The organism is Pseudonocardia sp. MH-G8, assembly GCF_002262885.1.
Lineage (GTDB): Bacteria > Actinomycetota > Actinomycetes > Mycobacteriales > Pseudonocardiaceae > Pseudonocardia.
The window spans coordinates 272,723-297,002 of the sequence record NZ_NKYF01000003.1; the positions used below are offsets into that span (position 1 = coordinate 272,723).

At 71.5% G+C, this 24,280-nt stretch carries 9 protein-coding genes and 2 tRNA genes (1 of these 11 only partly in view); 3 read left to right on the forward strand and 8 right to left on the reverse strand.

Annotated features, from left to right (window positions below):
• On the reverse strand, positions 1-14,827 hold the 5' portion of the coding sequence (locus CFP66_RS10760) for a sigma-70 family RNA polymerase sigma factor (RefSeq protein WP_094922694.1). 32,057 nt of this gene lie to the left of the window's left edge; 14,827 of the gene's 46,884 nt are visible here — the first part of the coding sequence; the start codon lies at positions 14,825-14,827; its stop codon lies beyond the left edge, outside the window.
• Positions 14,828-15,392: 565 nt separating this feature from the next.
• On the opposite strand from CFP66_RS10760, the gene CFP66_RS10765 reads away from it, so the two are divergent.
• On the forward strand, positions 15,393-16,160 hold the full coding sequence (locus CFP66_RS10765; protein WP_143517213.1) for a hypothetical protein: 768 nt from the start codon (positions 15,393-15,395) through the stop codon (positions 16,158-16,160).
• A gap of 272 nt (positions 16,161-16,432) precedes the next feature.
• Here the strand turns inward: CFP66_RS10765 and CFP66_RS10770 are convergent.
• The 4 genes from CFP66_RS10770 to CFP66_RS10785 form a co-directional block, all read right to left on the reverse strand.
• Positions 16,433-16,505: transfer RNA gene (locus CFP66_RS10770), tRNA-Arg, on the reverse strand.
• Between the two features lie 57 nt (positions 16,506-16,562).
• Positions 16,563-16,652: transfer RNA gene (locus CFP66_RS10775), tRNA-Ser, on the reverse strand.
• Between the two features lie 54 nt (positions 16,653-16,706).
• A complete protein-coding gene (locus CFP66_RS10780; protein WP_094922697.1) occupies positions 16,707-18,668 on the reverse strand; it encodes an acetoacetate--CoA ligase in 1,962 nt (653 codons plus the stop codon).
• A 51-nt stretch (positions 18,669-18,719) separates the two neighbouring features.
• Positions 18,720-19,418 carry a dienelactone hydrolase family protein gene (locus CFP66_RS10785; RefSeq protein ID WP_094922698.1) on the reverse strand — a complete coding sequence of 233 codons (699 nt, stop codon included), beginning with the start codon at positions 19,416-19,418 and terminating at the stop codon, positions 18,720-18,722.
• Positions 19,419-19,479: 61 nt separating this feature from the next.
• Between CFP66_RS10785 and hisC the strand changes: the two genes are divergently transcribed.
• On the forward strand, positions 19,480-20,532 hold the full coding sequence (hisC, locus tag CFP66_RS10790; RefSeq protein WP_094922700.1) for a histidinol-phosphate transaminase: 1,053 nt from the start codon (positions 19,480-19,482) through the stop codon (positions 20,530-20,532).
• A 60-nt stretch (positions 20,533-20,592) separates the two neighbouring features.
• Here hisC and CFP66_RS10795 read toward each other — a convergent pair whose 3' ends face one another.
• Together CFP66_RS10795 and CFP66_RS10800 are read right to left on the reverse strand one after the other, a co-directional pair.
• Positions 20,593-20,868, reverse strand: a complete 276-nt coding sequence (locus tag CFP66_RS10795; protein WP_094922701.1) for a GlsB/YeaQ/YmgE family stress response membrane protein — start codon at positions 20,866-20,868, stop codon at positions 20,593-20,595.
• Between the two features lie 150 nt (positions 20,869-21,018).
• Positions 21,019-21,783 (reverse strand): response regulator transcription factor, encoded by a 765-nt coding sequence (locus CFP66_RS10800; protein WP_369805010.1) that lies wholly within the window; start codon positions 21,781-21,783, stop codon positions 21,019-21,021.
• A 211-nt stretch (positions 21,784-21,994) separates the two neighbouring features.
• Between CFP66_RS10800 and CFP66_RS10805 the strand changes: the two genes are divergently transcribed.
• Entirely contained in the window at positions 21,995-23,149 is a 1,155-nt protein-coding gene (locus CFP66_RS10805) for a glycoside hydrolase family 16 protein (RefSeq protein ID WP_094922705.1), read from the forward strand.
• An 89-nt stretch (positions 23,150-23,238) separates the two neighbouring features.
• On the opposite strand, the gene CFP66_RS10810 is transcribed toward CFP66_RS10805, so the two are convergent.
• Positions 23,239-24,189, reverse strand: coding sequence for an MsnO8 family LLM class oxidoreductase (locus tag CFP66_RS10810; protein WP_233159311.1), 951 nt, complete (start codon positions 24,187-24,189; stop codon positions 23,239-23,241).
• Between the last annotated feature and the right edge of the window lie 91 nt (positions 24,190-24,280).

The window sequence follows — 24,280 nt, forward strand, 5'->3', positions numbered from 1 at the left end:
CATCGCTGCGGGCGACGAGCGCCGCGACCTTGTCCTGGTCGAGGCCGGTGATCTCGCCGATCTCGTCGACGGTGAGCCCGCCCTGGTAGGCGGCACGCACGGCCGGAGCCAGGGCCTGCGGCTCGCCCACCTCGGCGTAGTCGCTGAGCAGCCGGGCGAGCGCGTCGTGCTCCTCCTGGGCCCGAGCCTGCCCTTCATCCCCGTCGAGCATCTTCCGCGCTCGATCCTCGGCAGCCGCGGCCGTCTCCCACCTCGCCTCGGCCTCGACGACGGGCGCCTGCGCGGCCTTCGTCGCAGTCCGCAGCCTGCGCGCGGCGGCCGCCCGCTCGTCGTCGGTGGCCGGCCGGGGAGCCCCGTCGCCGGGGAGCGCGCGCAGGACCTGTTCGAGCTGCTCCGGCGACATGCCGGTGATCTGCAGGATCTCCTTCTCGGAGAGACCGGCCAGATGCGCCCACAGCACGTCCGCGGCGAGAGCTGCCCGAACGCCGTCCCGGGCCTCATCCAGCTCCCGCTGCGCAGCCTCCCGCTCCTGCTCGGCCGCGGTGAGGGCATCCGCCGCCCGCCCGGCCGCGACGCGCGCCTCGCCCGCCGCGCCATCCCGAACGATCTCGGCGACCTGCTCGTCGGTGAGGCCGGTGATCTCGACGATCCGGTCGGTGGCGAGCTCGGCGTTGTGCGCCCGCCACACCGGGACCGCCAGCCGCTTCGGCCGCTGCTTCGCGAGCTGCTCCAGGCGCATCTCGGCGACCCGCTCGTCGACGGCAGCGCGCAGGACCTCGCGGTCGGCCAGGTCGACGACGAGCTTCAGGCCGGTGAGCCGCTGCCCGAACGTGCCGGCGGCCGGGCCGAGCTCTGGTGCGTCGGCCGACCCCGGCGTCTGCACGATCATGGCCACGACCGGGAACGGCAGCCCGACCGCGTCGGCCACCTGCCGGATCGCGGCGAGCCGCTCCCGCTCCGAGGCGAACGTGAGCCCGGCGAAGAGCCACCGGATCCCGCGCCTGCGCAGGTCGTCCCGGCGCGCCTTGGCCGCGTCCAGTTTCCCGTCGGCGTCCGTCCGGCGCTCACGCCACGACCGGACCTCGTCATCGAGCGGCTTCACGGCCTGCGTCAACCGGTCCTCGGGGCCGGCCCCGTCTCCCAGGCCCGTCCCGTCGATCAGCGCGGTGATCCGGTCGACGCTCAGGCCGGTGATCTCGGCGATCTCCTCGGCGGTCAACCCGTTGTCCCGCGCCGTCCGGAGCGCCTTCAGCAGCTCGGGCGAGTTCTGCGCCGCGAGCTCTGCGATCTTCTCCTCAGCCATGAGCATCGCCGTGAAGTGCGCGTTCCTGACGGCGTCCACGAGCTTCGTCCGCCGCTGCTCGAACGGCGTGTCCGCGTCGGCAAGCTCCGTGTACCGGTCGTCGGCGGGAATGTCGTCGCCCACGGCGTCGAGCACGGCGATCAGATCCTCGGTCGAGATCCCCAGCTCGGCGGCCAGCCACCGGTACAGCTCCTGCCTGCCCTTCTCGTCCAGGCCCTCCTGCAGCGCCCTGACACCAGCCGCGAACTGCGTCCAGACGGGCTTCGCCCTCTGCGTGGAAAGGTCGTTCCGCAGCAGCTGCGTGGCGACGATCTTCTCGACCTCGTCGACCGTGAGCCCGGTGAGGCCCGCGATCCGCTCCACGGGCATCCCGTCCCGCGCGGCAGCCTCGAAGACTGCCCGCTCCAGCTGCTCTCGAGCAGCCACCGGGTCGTCGCCGCGCCAGGCCTCGTTCTGTTCCTGCAACCAGTCCAGCCGCTCGGCGGACGTTCCGTCCGGAAGCCCGGTCTGCGGGTCCGACAGCGCCTCGCCCGCCACGATGTCCGCCACCGTGTCGAAATCGGTGCCGAGGGCCAGGGCCAGCCGGCCGAGCAGGCCCTCCTCCCACGCGGCCATCTCCTCGATGCCCTGCTCACCTGCCGGGTCGATCCCGCGCGCCTCGAGCTCGACCATCTTGGCGTTCCGGGCGTCGGCGACGGTCTTGCGGACGGCGGCGTCCCGCTCCCCGAACGTCCGTTCGGCCGCCGCCACTCCCGCGGTGCCCTCGTGGAGCCGGAGCCTCGGGCCGGCCACTCCGGTCACGCCGTCGGGCATCACGGCGATCAGCGCCGCCAGCCGGGTGATCGCCACCACGGTGGCCTGGTGCTGGAAGTCGCGTCCCTCCTGCTCCATGGACTCGCCCGCGCCGGCGAGGCTCTGTTGGGCCACGGCCGCCTGCTGCGCGGCGATCTCGGCATCCTGGGCGGCGCCCCACTGCTGGTTCGGATCGCGGTCGACACCCCGGAGGCCGTCGGAGAGCCGCTGCAAGGCGGCCGCCGCGCCGGCATGGTCACCTGCGGCGATCAGCTCCTCGACGTTCGCGATCGCGTCCGGTCCGATGCCGAGCTCGGCGGCGGTGCGGCGGTTCCGGCCGGTGGCCGCCCGCTGGTCGGACTGCGCGGACCCGGGGCCGGCCACGTTGCGGTAGGCAGCGAGGGCCTCGGCGAGCGCGGCCTCCGCGGCCGTGAACTCGGCGGCGGCGCCGACCGCGTTCACGCCGGTCCGGGACGCCCACACCAGGTCGGTCCGGGCGGCGACCGAGCGCCGTGCGGCAGCGTGGACATCGCCTGCTGCGGTACGGATCGCCTGCTGTCGTGGAGTGACCGGGGCGCTCACGTCCGTCGGCAGCGCCGGGTCAGCGGTGCGCGAGACGGACCGCTCGTAGCGGGACCGGATCTTGCCGTTCAGCGCGCGGTCGAGTTGCTTGTTGTGCTTCTTGGTGGCCTTCGTGACGACACGCTCGACTACCTTCTTCGCCACCGCCAACGGCAGTTCGTCCCGGTTCCGGTACTGCTTGAGCCGCCACGTCATGAACCATCCGAGATTCCGCTGCACGACCGGATCCTCGAGCGAGAGCCACAGCTGCGCGGCACCTGGATCGCCGTTCCGTCCGGCGCGCCCGAAGTTCTGGTCGATGCCCCGCTCGGTCTCGAACATGTTCGACACGGTGACCCGCAAGCCGCCCACGTCCCGCACACCTGGCGTGATCTTGATGTCGGTGCCTCGGGCCATCAGGTTGGTGGCCACGGTCACCGTGCCTTCCCGACCCGCGGCCGCCACGACCTCCTCCTCGGACCAGATGCGTTCTTCCAGCGCGTTCAGAACGTTGACCTCGACGTCCTCCCGCAGCATCGCGGCGAACTGCTCGGCCTCCAACGGCGTCGAGAAGTTGATCAGCTCGGCGGAATGCGGGTTGGCCTTCATCCGCTCGGCCACCTCGTCGGCCTGCGCCCGCAGTTTCACCTCATGGCGGATGAACACCCGCACCGGGAGTTTGCGCAGCTGGCGCCGCTGGTTCGTCGGCAGTTCGACGACCGTCTTCTTGTAGTGCGTGCCGAACAGCTCCCACACCGGCAGGGCGGTACCCGTCATGCCCGCACCGTCGTCGTAACGCGCCAGTTGTTCCTTCATCGTGGTCGAGGACTTGGTGTATTGCGGCGCCGAGATCGGCAGCTCGTGCTTGGCCTCGATCGCCTGGTGCAGTCCGCCTTCCCACTTCTGTCCCTCGAGGGACCGGCCCTTGAGCCCGTCGTGGATCTCCACGACCAGGCCGTCCTCGAGCGAACCGTCCGGGCGGCGCACCGCGCCCAGGTCGGTGACGCGCTCGCCGTTGCGCCGCCGGACCACGTAGTCGACACGGAAGACCATCCGGTCTGCGTCCGCGGCGGTCTCCAGATCGCGGACCATCTCGTCGGTGAGCTCGGGCAGGTCCAGGGCATCAGCGATCTTGCGGCGGTTCCCACGGGTGATCGTCGTCCACCCGCCGACGTGATTGCCGATGAGGCCCTTCCGCTGCAGCTCCGGCAGCTTCTCGCGGGCCCAGTTGACCTGATCGGTGAGGGCGTCCGGCAGGGAGCCGGCGATCCGCAGTGCGGTGCGGCCGTCGTCGAGCATCAGCTCGTCGGCCTCGTCGACCAGGTAGAACTTGTGCTTGTCCTGGATCTGCACGCCCAGGTCCTCGTCGTACATCTTCCGGAACGGGTGGTCCTTGGCCTCGCCGATCACGACGTCGCTGCGGTAGACGTTCTTCAGCGTGCCCATGGACTGGCCCCGGCCGCGCACGATCCCGACCGTCAGACCCAGCTCGTCGGCCAGCGGCTTGTAGACCTTGGCCGCGTCGAGGGTTCCCTGGATGTCGCGGGTGTACAGGTGCACCCCGCCACCGCGGTTCTCGAAGGCCTGCTTGAACATCACGACCGCACCGGTGATCGTCTTGCCCTCGCCGGTCTTCATCTGCACGATGCGCCCGCGGCCCAGGAGGATGGCCCCGGCCAGCTGCACGTCGTACAGCTCCATCCCCGCTGTCCGCCGCAAACCCTCGGCGACCAGGGCGAAGTACTCGGCGTCACTCAGCTTCTCGCCGCTCTGCGCCCGGTCCCGCAGCGCGCGGTAGGCCGCGGGGTCCTCCGCAAGAGCGGCCCACGCCGCACGGATGTTGTCGATCTCGGCGAGCACGCCCTTCTCGCGAAGCAGCTGCTGCTTCTCCAGGTCCCACAGCGCGGCGTCGTACTCCTCGACGGCCTTCCGGTACTGCTCCTCGGCCTTTCGAACCTTCTCGTCAGCGGCTTTCCAGTCCTTGTGGGCGGCGGCCTTCCCCTCCTTCGAGGTGGCACCGGCCCGCCGGGCAGCGGCAACGGTCCGTTCTCTCCTGGCCTGGTGAACGGCGTCCTTGGCCTTGTCGCGTGCGCCCAGCTTGTCCTGCTGCTCCTCGCCCAGGTCCTTGATCGGACGCAGTTCGCTCGCCAGCGACCGGGACTCACCCTTGATCGTGCCGCCGGGCCGCTGCACCCACCGCTTGCCGTCCTTGTCGGTGACGATCTCGAAGCGGGCCGTGTCTCCGGCCTCGATCCGATCCATCTCGTCACTGCGCAGGGCCTGGGAGAGCTCCTCCGGGGACATCCCGAGCTCGTCCGCGAGCTGCTCGACCGGCTTGGCCTCGTTCAGTGCCTGGTCGGCGTCGTCGGCGAGCTTGCGCTGCGCGGGCGAGGCCACCGGCTCGTCGGTCCAGTGCAGCGGGTTGCTCCAGCTCACCGTGCCCGTCGGACCGACCACCCGGCGACCCGTGCCGTCGAACCCGACCTCCACGAGGCCCGACCGCTGGTTCGCCAACGCGCGCAGCAACTGCCGCCGCGACACCCCCAACTGCGCGGCCATCTCGTTCAGCCCCACCCGGCTGTTGTCGAGCCGCATGAACGCCTCGGCGGCGTCGACGAGCTCCTGCTCCCGGCCGACCTGCCGTTCCTTGGCCCCACCGGTCCTCTCGCCGGCACGCCGCCCCACGGCAGGTGAACCGTCCACAGCGGGCCGGTGTCCCAGCCGGGACCCCGAGCCGGTGCCGCCATCGGCCAACTCACGCAGCACCGCGTCCCGGATCTCGGCCTCGCTGACCTTCAGCTCCTTGGCCAACTGCGCAACGCTCTTCGCTTCCCCGGCCTTGTGCGCGAGCACGATCCGGGCGGCCAGGTCGCGCTGGGCGGCCGCACCGCGTGCCCGGTCAGCCGCGCGATGCTGCGTGATGTCCAGGTACGAGCGCTCGATCCGGTCGCGCCTGGCCTCGAGCACCGGGTCGGTGACGCCGTGTTCCCGCTCGTAGGCCCGGTTCTGCTGCTCGAGTTCGGCCCACCGCTCGACGGCGTAGGCCTCGACGGCTTCGTCGGTGTCGGTCCGCAGCGAGTGCGGACTGCGACGGGTGAACGGGTCACGGCCACCGGTGCCGGCGAGGTTGCGGTACGCCGTGGGCAGGCCGCCGATTCCGTCGAACACCAAGGACCGGCTGCCTTCCGCCAGCCGTCCGAGCCTGCTCGCCCAGGCTGCGCGTCGCTCGGCGCTCTTCGCCGAACGGTCCGCGCGGCGCACTTCGGCTACTCTGCCGTCACGGCTGACCGTGAAGCGCAGTGGGCCCGGCTTCACACTCGACTTCTGCAGGCTCCGTGCCAGCGGCGCGGCGAGCATGCCGGGCGAGCCCGCAGCCCGGACCGCCAAGCCCGGCACCTTGAACGGCGCCATCGTGATCTGTACCGGGATCTCGGCGACGGTGGCGGCGGTGTCGAATGCATTCGCGCGCCGCAGCGCCCGGTCACGCCGGTCCTGCAGCGCCCGGACCGTGTTCAGGTTCTCCGCGGAGTGCGGCTTGCCCTTCATCGCGGCCAGCCCCTTGGCCGCCAGCGACGCCTGCGCTGTCGCGCTCCGCGCACCGGACCGCAGCCCCATGCCGACCGGCGCGGCGACCGCCGTCAGCGGCAATGAGTCCTCGAACGCCGTGAGCAGCGGGTGCCTGGTGTAGTCGTCCTTCGCGCTGCCGTCACCGAGATACCGGTGGCCGATGTTCGCCAGCGGGGTCCGGATCATGGAACCAGTCAGCGGGTAGACCCGGTTGTAGAAGTCGGTGTCCGACTCGTCCGGCAGCCGCGAATGCGACGAGGCGCCCGGATCGAACATCGTGTATCCCGGGGGCGCCAGCATCGCTCCGACGTCCCGGTGCTCGATCGCCGCGATCTTGTCCTTGCCGTGGTTCTGCGCCTCGATCGGGCCGCCGCCCGCGACGAGGAACGGCAGCGAGACCGAGCCCGCCACCATGGTCACGACATCCCGGAAGGTGTTGTTGCGCTGCTGCTCCCGGCGCAGTGCGGGCATGGTGGCGTCCACGTCGGTGCTGGCGCCGAACTTGCTGATGTGCTTGTCGTAGCGGCGGGTCGCCTCGGCCGGGAGCCAGTGCGCGAGATCGAGGACCTTCCGGGACCCGGACATGAAGTCGTCGTCGTTCTCGCCGACCATCTCCGTGATCTTGGACTTCTCAGCGGCAGGCAGGTCCTCGACAACTCCGGCCAGCCAGTCACTGTTGAACTGCTTCAGGACGGCGTCCCGGCCACCGCCGGGGGTGAACCGCTCCGACCATCCGATCATGCCGTCGACCAGCTGCTTCGCGGTCTGCGGGACAGCGTTCTGCGCGGCGACGTCGTGCCAGGACTTGTCCTTGCCATAGGACCAGGTCGCGGCGGCGAACACGAGTTCGTCCGGGTTCAGGCCCGCCAGCGGGCTGCGCGCGTCGTCGGCGGCCCGGTCGATCCAGCCGCTGTCGAGGGCGCGCTTCGCGCGCATCCCCAGCGCGATGTCGGCCGACCCCGTGGACGGCAGCCGCATGTTGCCGATGCCGACCGGGGTGGTCACGCCGGTACCGGCGTTGCCGGCCACCATCTTCGGCGGCTCGTACAGCGTCCGGTGTTGCGGCATCTCGGCCGCCGCCTCGTAGCCCTGCCCGACGAACCCGGTGAACTCGACGATCGTGGTGAGCGCATCGGCGTACCGCTCGGCCTCCTTGGCCGACGCGTTCGGTCCGAGGCCGGGCAACCTGTCACCAAGGCCGAGAACCGTGTTGTCGCTGCGCTGATTCCGCGCGAGCGCCTTGCGCACCGCCGGGTCTGCGATGTGCTGCGCAAACACCTTGTCCAATGCGCGCAGCCGGCTCCGGGACCGCTGTGTGTCGTCGGCCCCACCCAGCTCGGTCTTCGCGCTCTTCCGCACGAGCGCGGCGTACTCACCGTTCAATGCGGTCTGCCGGGCGTTCAGTTCGTCCGCGTCACCGGGGCCGCCCGCTTTGTAGGACTTGACGTCGGCGGCGAGGTCCTTGCTCTTCTTCAGGAGCTGAGCTTCGAACCGGTCGACCGCTTCGCGGGCCGCCGTGAGATCGTCGAAGTCCACGGCCGCGGCCGCCTGCGCGTCCTTCTCCAGGTCGGTGAGGGCCTTCCCCGCGACCTTGACGGGGTCGCTGTCGAACATCCCGATGCCGTTCGGGTCGATGGCGACCAGGACCTCGCGGGCCATGTCCTCGTCCCCGGCGAACTCCTTCTCGGCGACGCTGTCGACGTTCGGGTCCCCGAACTGGCGGAACGTGTCCGCATCCACCATGGCGTCCGTGCCGCGCTCCACTCGAGCGCGAATCACCGGGTCATCGATCTTGTTGTACTCCGCTGCAATGCGGTACACCTCGCCATGGGTGAGCATGCCGCCCTTGCGCTGCTCGGCGCGCTTCACGACCTTCTCGATCAGAGCCTCGGAGGGGCCGGCGATCTTCGCGCCCTTGCCCGTGCGCCATTCCTCGTACTCCAGACCGTCGAGGCGGCGCCCAACAGCCTTGCCCCGGTCATGCATGCTCTGCGTCAGGCCGAATGCGCTGGTGATCGCCTCGGTGGGCTCGATCCACTCAGCCTCATAGCCCTTGGGATCGGCCTTGCCGAAACCCGACTCGTCGCAGCTGCCGCCGTTGCCTGCCTGGCAGGAGTAGCGGGTGCCGTAGCCGTCCTGCTCCGCGTACATCAGCGCGGTGCGGCCGCCCCGGCCCGAGTTCACGATCCCGTGGCCGTAGGCGTCGTGGCCCGAGGCATCACCCTTGCCGTTGAGGAACACGGTCGCGCTGCCGCCGGTGCCGTCCTTACGGCGCAGCAACTGCACGAACGCGTTCTCCGCACCCGCGTTCGGGTCCGTCGTGACGGTCTGAACGTCCTTCCCGCCGTTGCCTTCCCAGACATCCGAGCCGGTGCAGCTCCCGCCCCGGTGCGCGACACACTCGTTGATCCGGTTGCCGCTTGCCTCGACCACGTGCTCGGCCGCGCAGTCGTCGCAGTCGATCTCGACGCCGCCGGGGGCGTGCACCTCGCCCACACCGTCCAAGCCGATCGAGGCGCCGCTGCTGCCCTTGGCCTTCTTCGTGACGATGTCGACGGCGCCGGAGGCCATCTTGTCGTCGTAGGCACTGTCGGGGATCCCCAGGCCGGCCTTGTTGCCGGAGGGATTGGCCTTACCTTCCCTGTCGTTGTAGCCGCGCTCGGGCACGCGCGGGAACATGGCTTCGAGGGTCTTGTCCTCGGCCCGGCCGGAGATCTCGAAGCCCTCGGCGGTGCGGACGTACCCCAGGCCGTCGTACTTGAGGCGCATGGGGCTGCCCGTACCGTCCCGGCCGACGAACTTGACCTTCGGCGCACTGATCTCGAAGACGTCGCGGCCGAACTTGCTCTTCGGCACGTGGCGGCCCTTGGCGGTGATCAGGCCCGCACCGTTCGGGAGGCCGGTCTTCCAGGTGCCCGGAGTTCCGTCCGCGTCGAGCGCCATGACCGGGGAGCCCTTGCGGTCGGTCAGCGCCGTGAAGTTCGTGACGTCCGGGGCGATGTGCGTGAAGTTGAACGTCGAGGCGGTCGCCCCGTCGGTCTGCGACCCGCGGCCGCGAACCGTGATCACGCCATTGCCCGACGAGCCACGGCTGATCCCCGCGAACGACTCGCTCGATGCCCGATCCGGGCCCTGGCTGTTCGGCGCGACAGCGGGGTTGGAGACCGTGAAGGTCTTCTTGCCGCGGTTCGGCGTGTAGGAGGCCCGCGGGCCGCCCCTCTCACCCTCCGAGCACGCCTTGGTGCACGTCACGACCCCCGACCACGCATTCGGGGTCACGACCTCGACACCGGGCTTGGCATCGGCCGGGACGGGCTCGTTCGCACCCACGAACCGGCTCCGGACCGGTTTGCCCGGGATGCCGTAGTCGTCCTTCGCATCCGGCACCGTCATGCCGGCCCGCGCCCCGGACTCCTCGTCCTTCACCTGGCCAGGCGCGCCGTCCTCGGCCATCTTGATGCCCGGCTTCTTGCTGTCCGGCTTCGAGCCCGTTGCGGACGCGATCTCCTTCAGCTTCGCCAGCACCGACTCCTGCTTGTAGGACAGGCCGATGTTCACGTAGGTCGCGGGCCCGGTCACCACCGACAGCCGCGAGCAGTCGCCGGAGCAGCCGACGTCGTTGCCGCTGCGGTGGACGCCGCAGCCGGTGGAGCTGGTGCAGGTGCCCGACTTGTGCTGGCTCCACTTGCGGAACGGGTCGAACCAGGTCTTGGGCGTGGTCCAGTGTGCGGTGAACTCGATGTGCGCCGTGGCGGTCTTGCTGCAGTGCGCCGGGTTCGAGCAGGACACGTTCGCCTGGGCGTACCCGGGACCGGCCGTGGCCTGCGCGGCCACCCAGCCGCCGCCGGACCCCATCCCGCCGCCTCCGGAGTCGTGCGCGTACGCAGACGCCCACGAACCCGGTGCGGAGGCGTAGTCCGATGCGGTCACCGACCAGGAGTGCGAGCAGGAGGTGCCCGCGCTACCGGTGCACGAGGCGCCGGCCTGCGCGAAGCCGCCGGTGGCCTGCGCGGTGGCGCCGACCGCTACCCAGCCGCTGCCCATCCGCCCGCCGCCGTGGCCGGACGCGCCGGCCGACGCGGCCCCGTTCGCGGCACCCGCCGAGACTCCGGCGCGGTAGTGGTGGTGGCAGTGGGTGCCCGTGCTCCCCTGGCAGGACGCCGCGGCCATCGCCTGGCCCGCGCCGACCGTCGCCTGGGCGGAGACCGCGACCTGGCCGTGGCCGCGTCGACCCCCGCCGTGGCCGCGCGCCGTGGCGTAGGCGGCGCCGCCGGCCGAGCCCGCGGTGGCGCGGGCCCGGTAGGAGTGGCGGCAGTGCGCGCTGCGGGTGCCCGTGCAGGACGCCGCCGCCATCGCCTGGCCGGGCGCGGTATTGGCCGAGGCGCTGGTGGCGCAGTGACCCGCCCGCTGGGAGGCACAGCCACCGAACGCACTCGCGTGCTGGGCGCCCGTATCGCTGTGCGCGCGGCTGACCACGCGGTAGTGACAGGACTTGCCCGCGCACGAAGCGGCGGCCTGTGCGGCGCCGTCGGCGGCACCGACCTGACCCGTCACCCGGCAGGTCCCGGTCGCGCCGGTCCGGCAGCCCGCTGCGGTGCGGGCGCTCGCGCCGCCGTCGCGGGCAAGGCCGTGCAGCCGGGCGCGGCAGCCGTTGCCCTCGCAGTCGGCGCTGACCTGCACCGCGTCCTTCATCGCGTACCCGGCGGTCGCAGTCGCGCACGCAGTGTTGTTGGAGCACTTGGCCGTCGCGCGGGCGATCGCCGGGGCACCCTTGGTGTACGTGTGCGACCAGGCGCGGGTGGCGCAACCGGTGCCCTCGCACGACGCGGTGATCGACGCGCTCGTGGAAGCGGCCTTCTTGGTGGCCGTGCGGGCGGTGTTCACCGTCAGCTGCGCGCTGCAGTTCGTGCAGCGGGTGACGCCGTGCGCGGTGGTGGAGCTGTGCCGCTTCTCCGGGCCTGTGTGCGGGGCGGCGTCGCCGGTGATCGCGGCGCGGCAGCCGGTGCCGGGGCAGGAGACCTGGGCGGTGGTCTCGCCGGTGTTGCTCGTCTTCGCGTCGCCGGACGCGGTGGCCTGGATGGCGGCCTTGCAGCCCTTGGCGCCTGCGGTGCAGGTCGCGGTCTCACGGGCGTGGCCGGGGGCCTGCGCGGTGAGCGTGACCCGGCAGCCGGGGCCTGCACACTCGCCGGAGAAAGAGGAGGTCGACCAGAGCGCCGGGGGGTTCTTCACCGGCTTGGTCGTCTTGCGCTGCTCCTTGATGACGTCGGCCACGACCTGGCCGGTCCCCGCCGCGGAGCTCCCGGTCACCCGGCACGCGCCGGCCGAGCTGACACAGGTGGCGGAGGTCAGGGACTTGGCTGGTGGGCCGCGGGCGCTCCCGGCGCCGTTCCCGTCGGTCGGGGTGTGGCTACCCCAGGCCGCGTGCGTGGCGTGGCCCGAGCAGCGGATGCCCGCAGCGCAGTCAAGGGTGGCGTCGGACATCGCCCAGCTCGACGCGCCCGACACGGTCGGGGCGCCACCGCCGGCCGAGGAACCCGGCGCGGTGGGGGCGAGCGGGGTGGCGCTGTGCGTGCCCGGCTTGGCGGGCTCCTGCGTCGTGCCCTCGGTGACCGTCGCGTTGTCGGTGGAGGCGCCCGTCATGATCGGGGCGATCTCGTTCGCGTTCGGCGCCGTCGCGGAGCCCGAGTTGATGACCGCGGTGCAGGTGCCACCGGAGACCTTCTCACAGCCGCCGACGGCGTAGGAGCCGTGCTCGACCGGTGACACCACGGGCCTGATGGCGCCGGCAGCGGTGCGCACCACGCTGTCACCGCACGCGGCGCCGGCGCAGGTGAGCGTCGCGCCCGCAGCGGACGCCGCGGACGGGCCGTGCCCGAGCCGCGCCGGGTTGACCGAGCCGTCCTTGGCGAGCATCGCGGTCGCCCCCGGACCCGACAGGGCGGTCGACGTCGAGCGCGCCTCGCACTGGGCGGTGCCCGCGCAGGAGGCCTGGTCGGTCGAGGTCACCGGAGCGCCGTTGTTCACGGCGCCGTCGAAGGCCTGCGAGGTGGTGCGGACGTGGCCCGCGCAGGCGGCGCCGCCGGTGCAGCTCAGGTAGCCGTCGGAGGTGGAGACCGTCGAGGCCCCCCGCTGGCCGGCCACCGCGTACTCGTTCGCGGACGAGCCCAGCGAAGTGCTGTGCCCGCCGCAGGTGCCGCTGCCCACCACCGTGCACTCGGCGCTCACCCGCGAACCCCGGTACTCCTTGGAGTAGGTGGCGTTGCGGGCGGCCACCCCGGTGGCGGTCTGGACGGTGCAGCGGACGTCGCCGTTCGCGCACGTGCCCATGGTGTCCCCGGTGGCCTTGACGACCGCGACACCCTTCGTGCCGTAGCTGGCGGCCGTGTTCACGTCGCCGCCACACGTGGCACCGGAGCTCTGCGCGATGCAGCTCGACGTGGCGATCCCGGACTTGACCCGCACATCGCCCTTGGCGGTGCCGCTCGTGGTGCCGCGCAAGGCCGAGAGGCAACCGGCGGTCGCGCAGTCGAGATCGGCGTGCGCGGCCACGTTCGTGGTGAACTTCGGCCGCAGCGCGCCGGTCTTGGTGCGCACGGCCTCACGGTGGAGCGCGACCTCGGACTGCGCGGCACAGGAGCCGCCCGCGACCGAACACTTCTGCGCGGCCGCGGTGGAGCGCACCACCTTCTTGCCGTTCTTGTAGATCGGGGCGGCGTCGGCGGTGCCGGTCGAGCGCACCTCCCCGGTGCCGCGGCAGCCGGCGGTGGCGCAGTCGACGTCGAGCCCGGCGCGCACAGTGGTGTCGTTGGTGGTGGCCGTCGCGGCGCCCTCGCCCACCTCCACCCAGGTGTCGACATCGCAACCGGTGGTGGCGGAGCAGGCGGTGCGCGCGCTCGACGTACCGTGCGCGGCGCTGCGCAGGCCCAGCCGCTCGGCCGCATCGGTGCGCCCGGTGCTGTCGCTCGCGCACCGGCCGTTCCCGATCCCGCACTCCGACTCGGTGCGCTTCGCGGTCGCGGTCGCACGCTGGGTGCACCCGCTCAGATCGCCGGTGCACGCCGCGGACGAGACGAGCTTGCCGCGCTGCGCCCGGGACGAGCAGCCATCGAGATCGCAGGCCGCACCGGCCTTCGACCCGCCCAGGTCCGCGGTGACCCGGAAGCGCTTCGTCAGCCCGTTGATGCCGATCCAGGACTGCTCCGCGGTGTCGCCGTCCGCCGACCGTGCCGCCGCACCGCACGCGACGAACGCACCTCCCGCGGCGCACCCCGCGGTCGCGCCCTCGTCGTCGAGCTCGGTGGGCACGTCGAGATCGCGGTCGCTCGCGTCCAGGAGGTCCGCGGTGTCGTCCGCGACACCGGCGCGCAACGACCTGTACTGCGAGGTGTGGGTCCGGTAGGCACTTCGGGTCAGGGTGCCCGTGCCCACCTTCTTCTTCTCCCGCGCGAGCCGGGTCTCCCATCGGGCCACCTGACCGTGCCCGGCGACGACCTCGTCGACCGCGGCGGCGTCGTCGTCGGCGACGTCCTGCCGGGCGACCGCCGCGGCCTGATCGATGGAGCGGTGCTTCGCGGCGATCTTGCGCAGCTTCGCCTTGCCCGCCTTCGTGGTGGCCTTCTTCTTGGCGGCGGCCACCGCCGCCTCACTCCGCGTGAGCTTTACCTGCGCCGTCAGATACTTCTCGGTGGCATTGTCCGTCTTCGCGGACGGGGTGGTGGTCGGCCGCCGATCACGGTCCGTCCGCTCCGAAATCACGTCGTTCACGACGTTGGTCAGGCGCGCGACCTCATCGGCCTTGATGTCCCGCGCCGCGGCCTTGCGGGCGACCTCGTTGACGATGCCCTTCCGCTTTGCGGCGGGCCGCTTCTTGACAACGTTGGTGATCGCTTCGCGAACAGTCGGGGCCGACGGCTTCTTCTTGCGCGCAGCGGCGGGCTTGACTGCCTTCGCCTTCGCGGGCCTCACTTGGCGCTTTCCCTCGGCCACGGAGTCGTCGTTCTCGCCACGGGCCGCACCGATCGACGCCTTGACCTTCTTCACCGCTTTCGCGACGGCCTTCTTCTTCTCGGCGATCTTCTTCTTCACGCCGGCCTTGCCGGGCTTCTTCGTGTCGGCCTTGCCGGACTTCTTCTTGTCCGCCTTGCCGGACTTCTTCTTGTCCGCCTTGCCGGACTTCTTCTTGTCCGCCTTGCCGGACTTCTTCTTGTCCGCCTTGCCCGACTTCTTCTTGTCCGCCTTGCCCGACTTCTTCTTGTCCGCCTTGCCGGACTTCTTCTTGTCCGCCTTGCCGGACTTCTTCTTGTCGGCCTTGCCCGACTTCTTCTTGTCCTTCTTCTTGTCGCCGGGCTTCTTCTCGGCGCCCGTGCTGGTACCTCCCTTCAGCACGGCACCTTGAGCCGCTGCCGGAACCGCCACCGCTGCCGAAGCGGGCGAGGCGAGAAACGCCGACCCGAACCACAGCACGACGACCGCGCCGACCAACGTCAGCGTCCACCGCACCACCAGCCACGCCTGGTCCCGCACCGACAGCCGCAACCGCACGGAGGCAGCAGCGCACGCGGGGAGGCCGGTGGCCTCTCCCTCGCGAGCGATCTGCCCAGACATGCGATGACTCCAGACGGACGAGACGGAACGTGGACGAACCTGCGGCGAAGCCGGAAAAGCGCAGGGAAGGAAGAACCGTGCACGTCGCGCCTGAGGCAGCGACCCGCATCTGGACGGATCACGTCAACATCCAGAGGTCGTACGCTGGGCCGGAGCTCCCGATGCGCATCGTCAGCATCGTTCGATCGGCCCAGCCCGCCCGGAGGCGGAACGGATCGGACGCTAGCAGATGATCGACGACATCCACCGGGCGATGAGACGCGCGTCACGTCTGACTCCTGTCGACGTCCATACCCGCCATCTCGGCCACGCACCTCGTCGACGACCTGCGAACCCGGACGTGCGCGCGAGCCGAGAAGGAGGCCGAACCCATTGCGAGCGACGAACAACTTCTCCGCGGACGCGCCCGGACGGTTCCTGGAGGAAGGTCATGGAGACCCTGGAGGCCTGAACATCCAGAACGGGCCACGCCGTCGTCTACCATCGACGACCGTCGAAAACCCGCCCATCGAAAGGCCCCGCATTGTCCACCAAGACATACAACGGCCACCGTATGACCTCGCGCGTGGGCGTCGACCCCGAGCGGTTGACGGCCGTCGTCCGCCTGGTGCAGATCAGTGGCGCCGTACTCGGGGCCCTGCTCATCGCCGGATCCTTGGTCCTGGCGTCCGTGAACGGCGGATTCGAATGGACGAGCTTCAACGAGACCCGTCAGGGCCAGACCGCGTTGACCTACCCGGCCCTGGGACTCGTGTTCGGACTGATCTTCCTCATCGGCCCGTTCACCTTGAGACTCGTCATCCGGACGACGGCGGGTGAACAGCTCTACCTCAACGGCACCGAACTGACGATCGTGAGCCCGGGAAACCGCGAGACCAGCGTATTCAACCTGACCCGCGCCCGGGCGCAGGTACGACTGGACGCCCCGACCGGGTCGAACACAGGTCGCGCCGAGGCGAGTGGCAAGGCGGGCGGCAAGGCGGGCGCCGATGTCGGCACGCTCCGGCCGGTGCTGGCGCTGTTCCGGGATTCCGACAACCGTGAGTTCATCATCGAGCTCGCCAACCTGCATACCCGGCAGATGCGTTCGGATCGGGAGATCCTGATTCTCGAAGGCGCCATGCGGTTCGCCGCCGATCCCGCGACTCAGCGGGCGGCGGCCCAGCTGCGTACCGTGGCCCGCTGGACAAGGCTGCCGGTGATCCACGAAACCTGGCCGGACGCGATACCGACGAGTCCGTACGACACGATGTCGGCGCCGACCCCGCGAACCCGGGTCGCCAGCGGCGTTCCGGCACCCGAGATCGAGATCGTGGGACCGAACCCCACCTGAACCGGGTGATCACCGTGAGCTCCTCGCCGGGTACGAGATCCGCGAGGCGTACGAGAACCGGTGCGTGCGTCAGAGGGTGGGTGCGGTGCCGGGTGCCACCGCGCCGTAGCCCGCCTCCCTGAACGCCTCGCCCCACGGGGCCCACGAGGTCGCGTGCGGCCAGAGCCCATGGATGCGATCAGCTCTCGAAGGTTCGTGGTAGGAGATCAACATCCCCACCGGAAAGACCTCGGCCCTGACCGTACTGCTGGTCAGGGCCGAGGTCCGTGCTGTGCGCCCGAAGGGATTCGAACCCCTAACCTTCTGATCCGTAGTCAGATGCTCTATCCGTTGAGCTACGGGCGCGTGCTGTTCAGTTGTACCCCATGCCGTGTGCGACCCGGAAGTCGACCCACGCCAGCGCGGAGGCTCCGGGATTTGAACCCGGGATGGGGGGTGACCCCAAACCGCATTAGCAGTGCGGCGCCATAGACCAGACTAGGCGAAGCCTCCCGGGGCCTCTCGGCCTCCAGCACGCTCCAGAGTACATGGGCTCGTCCAGCCGCTTCACGACCCCCCGGCTGCGAGCGCGAGGAACGGTCCGAGCGCGTCCGGGTTCTGCAGGGCGCCGCGGCTCACGGCCCGGTCGGCGGCCACCCCGGCCAGGATCTTCTTGACCGGGACCTCGCACTTCTTGCCGTTCAGCGTGCGGGGCACCGCCTCGACCACGACGAAGCGGTCGGGGACGTGCCGGGGCGACAGCTCGGTCCGCAGCGCGCGGCGCAGCCCCGGCTCGACGTCCTCGAGGGCGACGCCGTCGGCGAGCACGACGAAGCACAGGAGGGCTCCCTCGTCCTGCGCGCCGAGCTCGGTGGTGTCGATCACAAGCGAGTCCAGTACCTGGTCGAAACCCTCGACGACGGCGTAGAAGTCGGCGGTGCCCATGCGGACGCCGCCGCGGTTGAGGGTGGAGTCGCTGCGCCCGTAGATGACGAACGAGCCGCGCGACGTGCGCCGTACCCAGTCACCGTGGCGCCAGACACCGGGGAACTCGTCGAAGTACGCCTCGCGCAGCCGCACGCCGTCCGGATCGTTCCAGAACTCCACGGGCATCGACGGCATCGGCTGCGTGATGACGAGCTCGCCGACCTCGCCGACGAGCTCCTCACCCTTCTCGTCGTAGGCGGTCACGGCGGCGCCGAGGGAGGCGCAGCTGATCTCACCGAGCCACACCGGCACCGTCGGGGAGGAGCCGACGAAGGCGGCGCACACGTCCGTGCCGCCCGAGACCGAGCAGATCTGCACATGCTCGCCCACCGCCTCACCGATCCAGCGGAAACCCTCCACCGAAAGCGGGGAGCCGGTGGAGCCGAGCGCGCGCAGCGTCCCCAGGTCGCACTCGTCGCGCGGGCGCAGGCCGGCCTTGAGGCTCGCCTGCACGAACGGCGCGGACGTCCCGAAGTAGGTCACCCGGTGCCGCTCGGCGAGCCGCCACAGCGCACCCAGGTCCGGGTGGCCCGGGTTGCCGTCGTAGAGCACCACCGTCGATCCGACGAGAAGGCCGCCGATCAGGAGGTTCCACATCATCCAGCCGGTGGTGGTGAACCAGAAGAACCGCTCGCCCGGCCCCAGCTCCATCTGCAGCCGCAGCGACTTCACGTGCTCCAGCACGATGCCGCCGTGGCCGTGCACGATGCCCTTGGGCAGCCCGGTCGTGCCCGACGAGTAGAGCACCCACAGCGGGTGGTCGAACGGCACCGGCTCGAACGCGAGCTCGCCGGGCGTGCCCGTGAACTCGCTCCACGGCACGGTGCCGTCGAGGGTCGCCTCCTCGTCGAGGTAGCCCACGAGCACGGTGGCCGCCAGCGTGGGCAGCTGGGAGCGCAGCGTGTCGACGGTCCCGCGGACGTCGTAGCCCTTCCCGCCGTAGACGTAGCCGTCCACCGCGAGCAGGACGGTCGGCTCGATCTGGGCGAACCGGTCGTGGACGGCGCGCGCTCCGAAGTCCGGCGAGCACGATGACCAGACCGCGCCGAGGCTCGCGGCAGCGAGGAACACGACGAGCGTCTCGACGCAGTTCGGCGCCAGCGCGACGACGCGGTCCCCACGCCCGACCCCGGCGCGGACGAGCCCGGCCCGCGCCCGGCCGACGAGATCGCGCAGCTCACCGCGCGTCACCTCGCGCTCGAGCCCGTCCTCCCGGGCGAACACGAGTGCGACGTCGGTGTCTGCGCCGTTGCTCAGCGCCTGCTCGGCGTAGTTCAGCGTGGCGCCGGGGAACCACTCGGTGCCCGGCATCTCGGCGCGGCCGAGCACCGCGGTCGGCGCGTCGTGGAACCGGACGCCGAGGAACTCGGCCACCGCGGACCAGAAACCTGCGAGGTCGGTGACCGACCACTCGTGCAGCGCGGCGTAGTCGGGCACGTCCACACCGCGGTGCTCGCGCACCCACTCGGTGAACTCGGCCAGCGGGCCGCGGTGCCCGGACTCAGGGGCCCACAGGACGTCGGGGGTCTCGGCACCGGTCATACGGGCAGCATGCAATCCCGGGCGGCCGCGCGCCAGAGCCCTTCCTCACAGTCAGCGCAGGTGGGAGTCGAACCAGTTCAGGGTGCGCTGCCAGGCGTCGGCAGCGATCTCGGGGTCGTCGTCGAACCGGTGGCCGCGGCGCGGGTAGACCACGACGTCCGTGGCCATCTGCGACGAGGCCGCGGCGTCGCGGAGGCGGGCGATCTCGGGATCGGGCTCGCCACCGGCCTCGCCCCCGTAGATGCCCAGCCACGGGCAGGTGAGCCCGGGTGCCGCGTCGACCAGCGCGGGCAGGCCGGGAGCGGGCGCCGCGGACACGGCCTCGTCCGCCACGGTGATGGCGGCACCGAGGGTGCGTTTGGCCGCCACGAGCAGCGCGACCGCGCCACCGAGGTCGAACCCGACCACGCCCATCCGATCCGCCGTCACGCCGTGGTCGGCGAGCCAGCCGAACGCGGTGTCGGTGTCGGCCATGACCTGCTCGCCCTCGAGCCGGTCGACCTGTTGCTGGACCTCCTCGTCAGCACCGTCGAGCTCGTCGGCGCCGTCGCGGTGGTAGAGATGAGGTGCCACGGCCAGCCAGCCGTCCCCGGCGAGACCCTGCACGAGGTTCCGCACGGCGTCGGTGACGCCTCGCGCCTCGTGCAGCACGACGATCCCCCCGCGGATCGCGCTGACCGGCTCTGCGACGGTGAGCCGCAACACGCTGCCGTCGAGCAGCGGAACGGTCTCGGTGCGGATGTCGGTCATGGTTCCAGGGTGTCACGGCAGGGTGACATGGGAAGCCCCGGGCACGGATACGGTGACGCGCATGACGCTGATCCGCCCCGACCTCGACACGCTGCCGGCGTACGTGCCCGGGAAGGCGATCCCGGGCGCGATCAAGCTGGCCAGCAACGAGGTCGCGCTGCCGCCGACGCCTCCCGTGCTGGCCGCGATCGCCGAGGCCGCGGCGGCCGGCAACCGCTACCCGGACCTGGCGGTGACCAGCCTCACGTCCCGGCTCGCGGACGTGCTCGGCGTGGCGCCCGAGCGGATCGCGGTGGGGTGCGGCTCGGTGAGCCTGTGCCAGCAACTGGTGCAGGCCACCTGCCACGAGCCCCAGGACGAGGTCCTGTTCGCCTGGCGCTCGTTCGAGGCCTACCCGATCGTCACCCAGATCGGCGGAGCCACGATCCGCACCGTGCCCCTCGACCCCGAATTCCGGCACGACATCGACGCGATGGCGGCCGCCGTCGGGCCGCGGACCCGGCTGGTGTTCGTCTGCAGCCCCAACAACCCGACCGGCACCGCCGTCAGCCGCGAGGAGCTGGAGCGCCTGCTCGCCGCCGTCGGCCCGGACGTCCTGGTGGCGCTCGACGAGGCCTACCACGAGTACGTCACCGATCCGGACGTCGTGGACGGCACCGACCTCCTCGACGCGCACCCCAACCTGGTGGTGCTGCGCACGTTCTCGAAGGCCTTCCGGCTGGCGGCCCTGCGCGTGGGCTATGCGATCGGCACGGCCGAGGTGGCCACGGCGCTGCGCAAGGTCAGCTCGCCGTTCAGCGTGAGCTCGGTGGCGCAGGCGGGCGCGATCGCCGCGCTGGACGACGCCGAGGCGCTGCTCGGCGGCTGCGCGGGCGTCGTCACCGAGCGCGCGCGCGTGCGCGAGGCCCTGCTCGACGCCGGCTACACCGTCCCGCCCACCCAGGCGAACTTCGTGTGGCTCGCCCTCGGCGAGCGGACGGCGCCGTTCGCCGCGCACTGCCTGGAGCACAAGGTGGTCGTGCGGCCGTTCCACCCCGACGGCGTGCGCGTCACGATCTCGACGCCGGAGGAGAACGACGCGTTCCTGGCGGCCGCACGCGGGTTCCGGGCGTAGGCGGGGCAGGGCGACGACCCGGCCCCGCGCGTTCCGGGGCCGGGTCGCTCGCCCGGTGGGTCAGCGGGTGACGCCGCGCCTGCCGTAGATCCCCGCGACGATCGACACACCGATCGCCGCCACGACGACCTGCATGACCAGCTCGATCCAGTCGATGCCCCCCGTGTCGGCGACACCGAAGAAGCCGGCGATCCAGGTGCCGATGAAGGCAGCCACGATGCCGACCAGGATGGTCAGCCAGATGGGGATGTTCTGCTTCCCCGGCACCACGAGGCGGCCGAGGAAGCCGATGATCGCACCGATGATGATGGCGGTGATGATCCCGGTAACAGTCATTCGAGCTCCCGACGCTAGTCCGGGCCGCACCCCTCGCGGCTCGTGTACGCATTGGGTAGCACGGAGTGACGAGGCGCGCAGGACGCAGCGCGATATCACACCCGAAGCGTTATCGCCCGATCGGGTGGCCGAGAGCACGTCGACCTGCGTTCAGTCCTCGAGGACGTACCCCTCACCGCGGACGGTGCGGATGCGCTCCGCACCGATCTTGCGCCGCAGGTAGGAGATGTAGACCTGCACGAGGTTCGGCGAGGCGGGATCCGACCACACCTCGCGCGACAACCGGTCCGGGGCGACGACATCGCCGGGCGTGGCCATGAGCGCCATCAGCAGCGCGTACTCGGTGGGCGAGAGGGCGACGGGCTGCCCGTCGACCGTGACGTCGCCGAACTCGGTGTCGACGACCAGCTCGCCGTGGCGCAGCACGGTGTTCTCGAGCACGGGCCCGAGCCGGAGACGCAGCCGGATCCGGGCGGCGAGCTCGTCGACGGCGAACGGGCGCACCAGGAAGTCGTCCCGGTCGCCGCGGAGCTGACCGAGCAGCGCCAGCCTGCGCTCGCGCGGGGTGACGGCGATGACCGGCACGGTGGGCGCTTCGGACTGCACCGCCGCCAGCACGGCCGCCTGGTCCGGACCCGGCAGGTCGACGTCGATCACGATGAGCGCCGGGTCGCGCGTACGCACGGCGTCGAGCACGCCGATGCCGTCGCTGACGAGGCTCACCGACACGCCTTCGGAACGAAGGCTGCGCAGCACGGAAGCTGACGCCGCAGTCGGGGGCAACGCCAGCAGGACATGGTCGTTCGGGGGCACGGGCACGCGCGCCGACGCAGCGGTCGACGTGTACGAGGACGCACCCCCCGGGGGAGCAGCGGGGAGCATCGCGGCCCACCTTCCCGCAGACGCACCCGCCATAACAATCGGCTAACGGAGCGACATTGCCCCGGCGAGCACCACCCCGACGCAGGAGCTGAGAGCCTTCTTACGCCGAACGGAGTACGTATCGCGCTGAAACACGCCGATCGGGTGCGTTCCGGCGCGCCGAGGCGACCCCTGGGCGCGCACGAGCAACCTCGACTCTCAGGTTTCCGAACACGACGCGTCACCGTCCCTATCGTTCGGCCCCATGCGAAGGAGAACCTCCGCTGCAGGCGGCCGCCCGGAAAGCTCGACCGACCTGATCGAGCGGGTCACCGCCGAGCGCGACGGCGTCGCCGTGAGCGCCAGCGGCCGACACCGGGTGCCGGCGGGCGACACCGACGCGGTGGTCACCAGGGAACCGCTCCCCAGCACCAACCCTCCCACCCGCCGGCTCGCACCGCTGGCTGCAGGCGCCGTGGTGATGCTCGTGGCCACGACGGTCGCGAGCCTCACGCAGTCGAGCGAGGACACGCCGCTCGCCGCGCAGGAGCTGAGCAGCGTGACCGCCCCGGCCACCGTCGCGGCACCCCCGAGCACGGCGGCTCCGACGACCGAGCCCGAGGCCGCGCCGGCCACGGAGCCCGCTCCCCAGGCCGCCGCGGCGACCTCCGACGACGAGCCGGAGAAGTCCGAGAAGTCGGGCAGCTCCGAGAAGTCCGGCAGCTCCGGGAAGTCGGGCAAGGCCGAGAACGGCGGCGGCGAGAAGGCCGCCGCCCCGCGCAGCGCCGGCAGCGGTGGTGAGGGCACGCAGGCCGCCTCCGCGCACGGCTGGAGCCAGGTCGGCGGCGACGAGTTCAACGGCGGCAAGAGCACGCAGTGGACCGTGTACGAGGGCGAGGGACACGCCGGCAACGGCCGCCGCACCGAGGAGGCGATCGGCGTCGAGAACGGCATGCTGGTCATCCGGGGCGACGGCGAGGGCAACACCGGCGGCATGTCCTGGAAGGAGGACCAGCGCTTCGGCCGCTGGGAGATGCGCGCCCGGTTCCCCAAGGGCGACGACCAGTACCACCCTGTGCTGCTCCTCTGGCCCGACGAGGGCAGCTCGGGCGACGGCGAGACCGACTTCGCCGAGACCACCAGCGCCTCGGAGAAGGTCTCCTTCTTCCTGCACTACGGCGACGAGCAGGAGTACGCGCACAAGACCCTCGACATCTCGGAGTGGCACAACTACGCCGTCGAGTGGGTGGACGGGCGCATGACCGGCTACATCGACGGCGAGAAGTGGTTCGAGAGCACCGACGAGGGGACGCTGCCTCCCGGCAAGCTGCACCCGACGATCCAGCTCGACTACTTCCCCGAGGACGGGTCCCCCGAGCCGACCGAGATGCACGTCGACTACATGCGGATCTACGAGTAGCACTTCGGCACCTCGATGCCCCCGGGCTCTGCACGATGCCCGCACGCCCCGTCCCGCCCGGCGCTCCCCACCGGGCGGGACGGGTGCGTTCAGGGGGTCAGCAGCAGCCGCGCGAGCCGGGTGTCCGACTCGTGCAGGGCCTCCCGGTCGAACGTCGAGGTGGAGGCCAGCAGCTCGTCGGCGCCCGTGCGGGCGCGCAGGTCCTCGAACTCGGCGCGGACGGTCGCGGCGTCGCCGTGCAGCGTGCGACCCACGGCGTCGGCCACGAGGTCGGCCTGCCGCGCCGACATCGGCCGCTCCGGGTCGACCGGCTCGAGCGCGGGGAACAGGCCCGTGGTGCGGGCCGCGGCGAGCGCCCAGGCCTCCGGGAGCGCGAGTTCACGCGCGGCGGCGTCCGAGTCGGCGACCAGCACGTCCAGCGACACGATCACGTAGGGCCGAGCGCCCGCGGCCGTGGCGCGGGCGCGGTAGTCGTCGAGGGCGGCGCCGACGTCCTCGCTGTCCAGGACCGGCCCGCCGAGCACGACCGGCAGACCGGCGTCGCCCGCGACCGCGAGGCCGCGGCCGGTGGCCAGCACGAACACCGGGACCGGGCGCTCGAGCCGGGGCCGCGCCGTGACGGGTGCGCGGCCCTTGAGGTAGGCGCGCAGCTCGTCCAGGTCGTCGGCGAACGTGTCGGGAGCGTCCGCGTCCCGGCGCAGCGCCCGGCGCACGGGCCCGGTGAAGCCGAGCGAGCGCCCGACGCCCAGGTCGATCCGCCCGGGGAAGAGCGCCTCCAGCATGGCGAACTGCTCGGCCACTACGAGGGGCTGGTGGTTGGGCAGCATCACACCGCCGGAGCCGACGCGGATCCGCGCGGTGCGCGAGGCGATCGCCGCCATCAGGACGGGCGGGCTGCCGCTCGCGATGCCGGGTACGGCGTGGTGCTCGGCCACCCAGAACCGGTGGAACCCGAGCCGCTCGGCCTGCTCCGCCCGCTCCACGGTGTTCCGGAGGGCGGCGGTGTCGGGCTCGCCGGCACGGGTGCGCGAGCGATCCAACAGCGAGAGCCTGACGTTCGGTGACATCACCTGGCAGAACACGTCCCGCCGGGCCGCCATTCCACCGCGACACCCGCACACCCAGACCCCG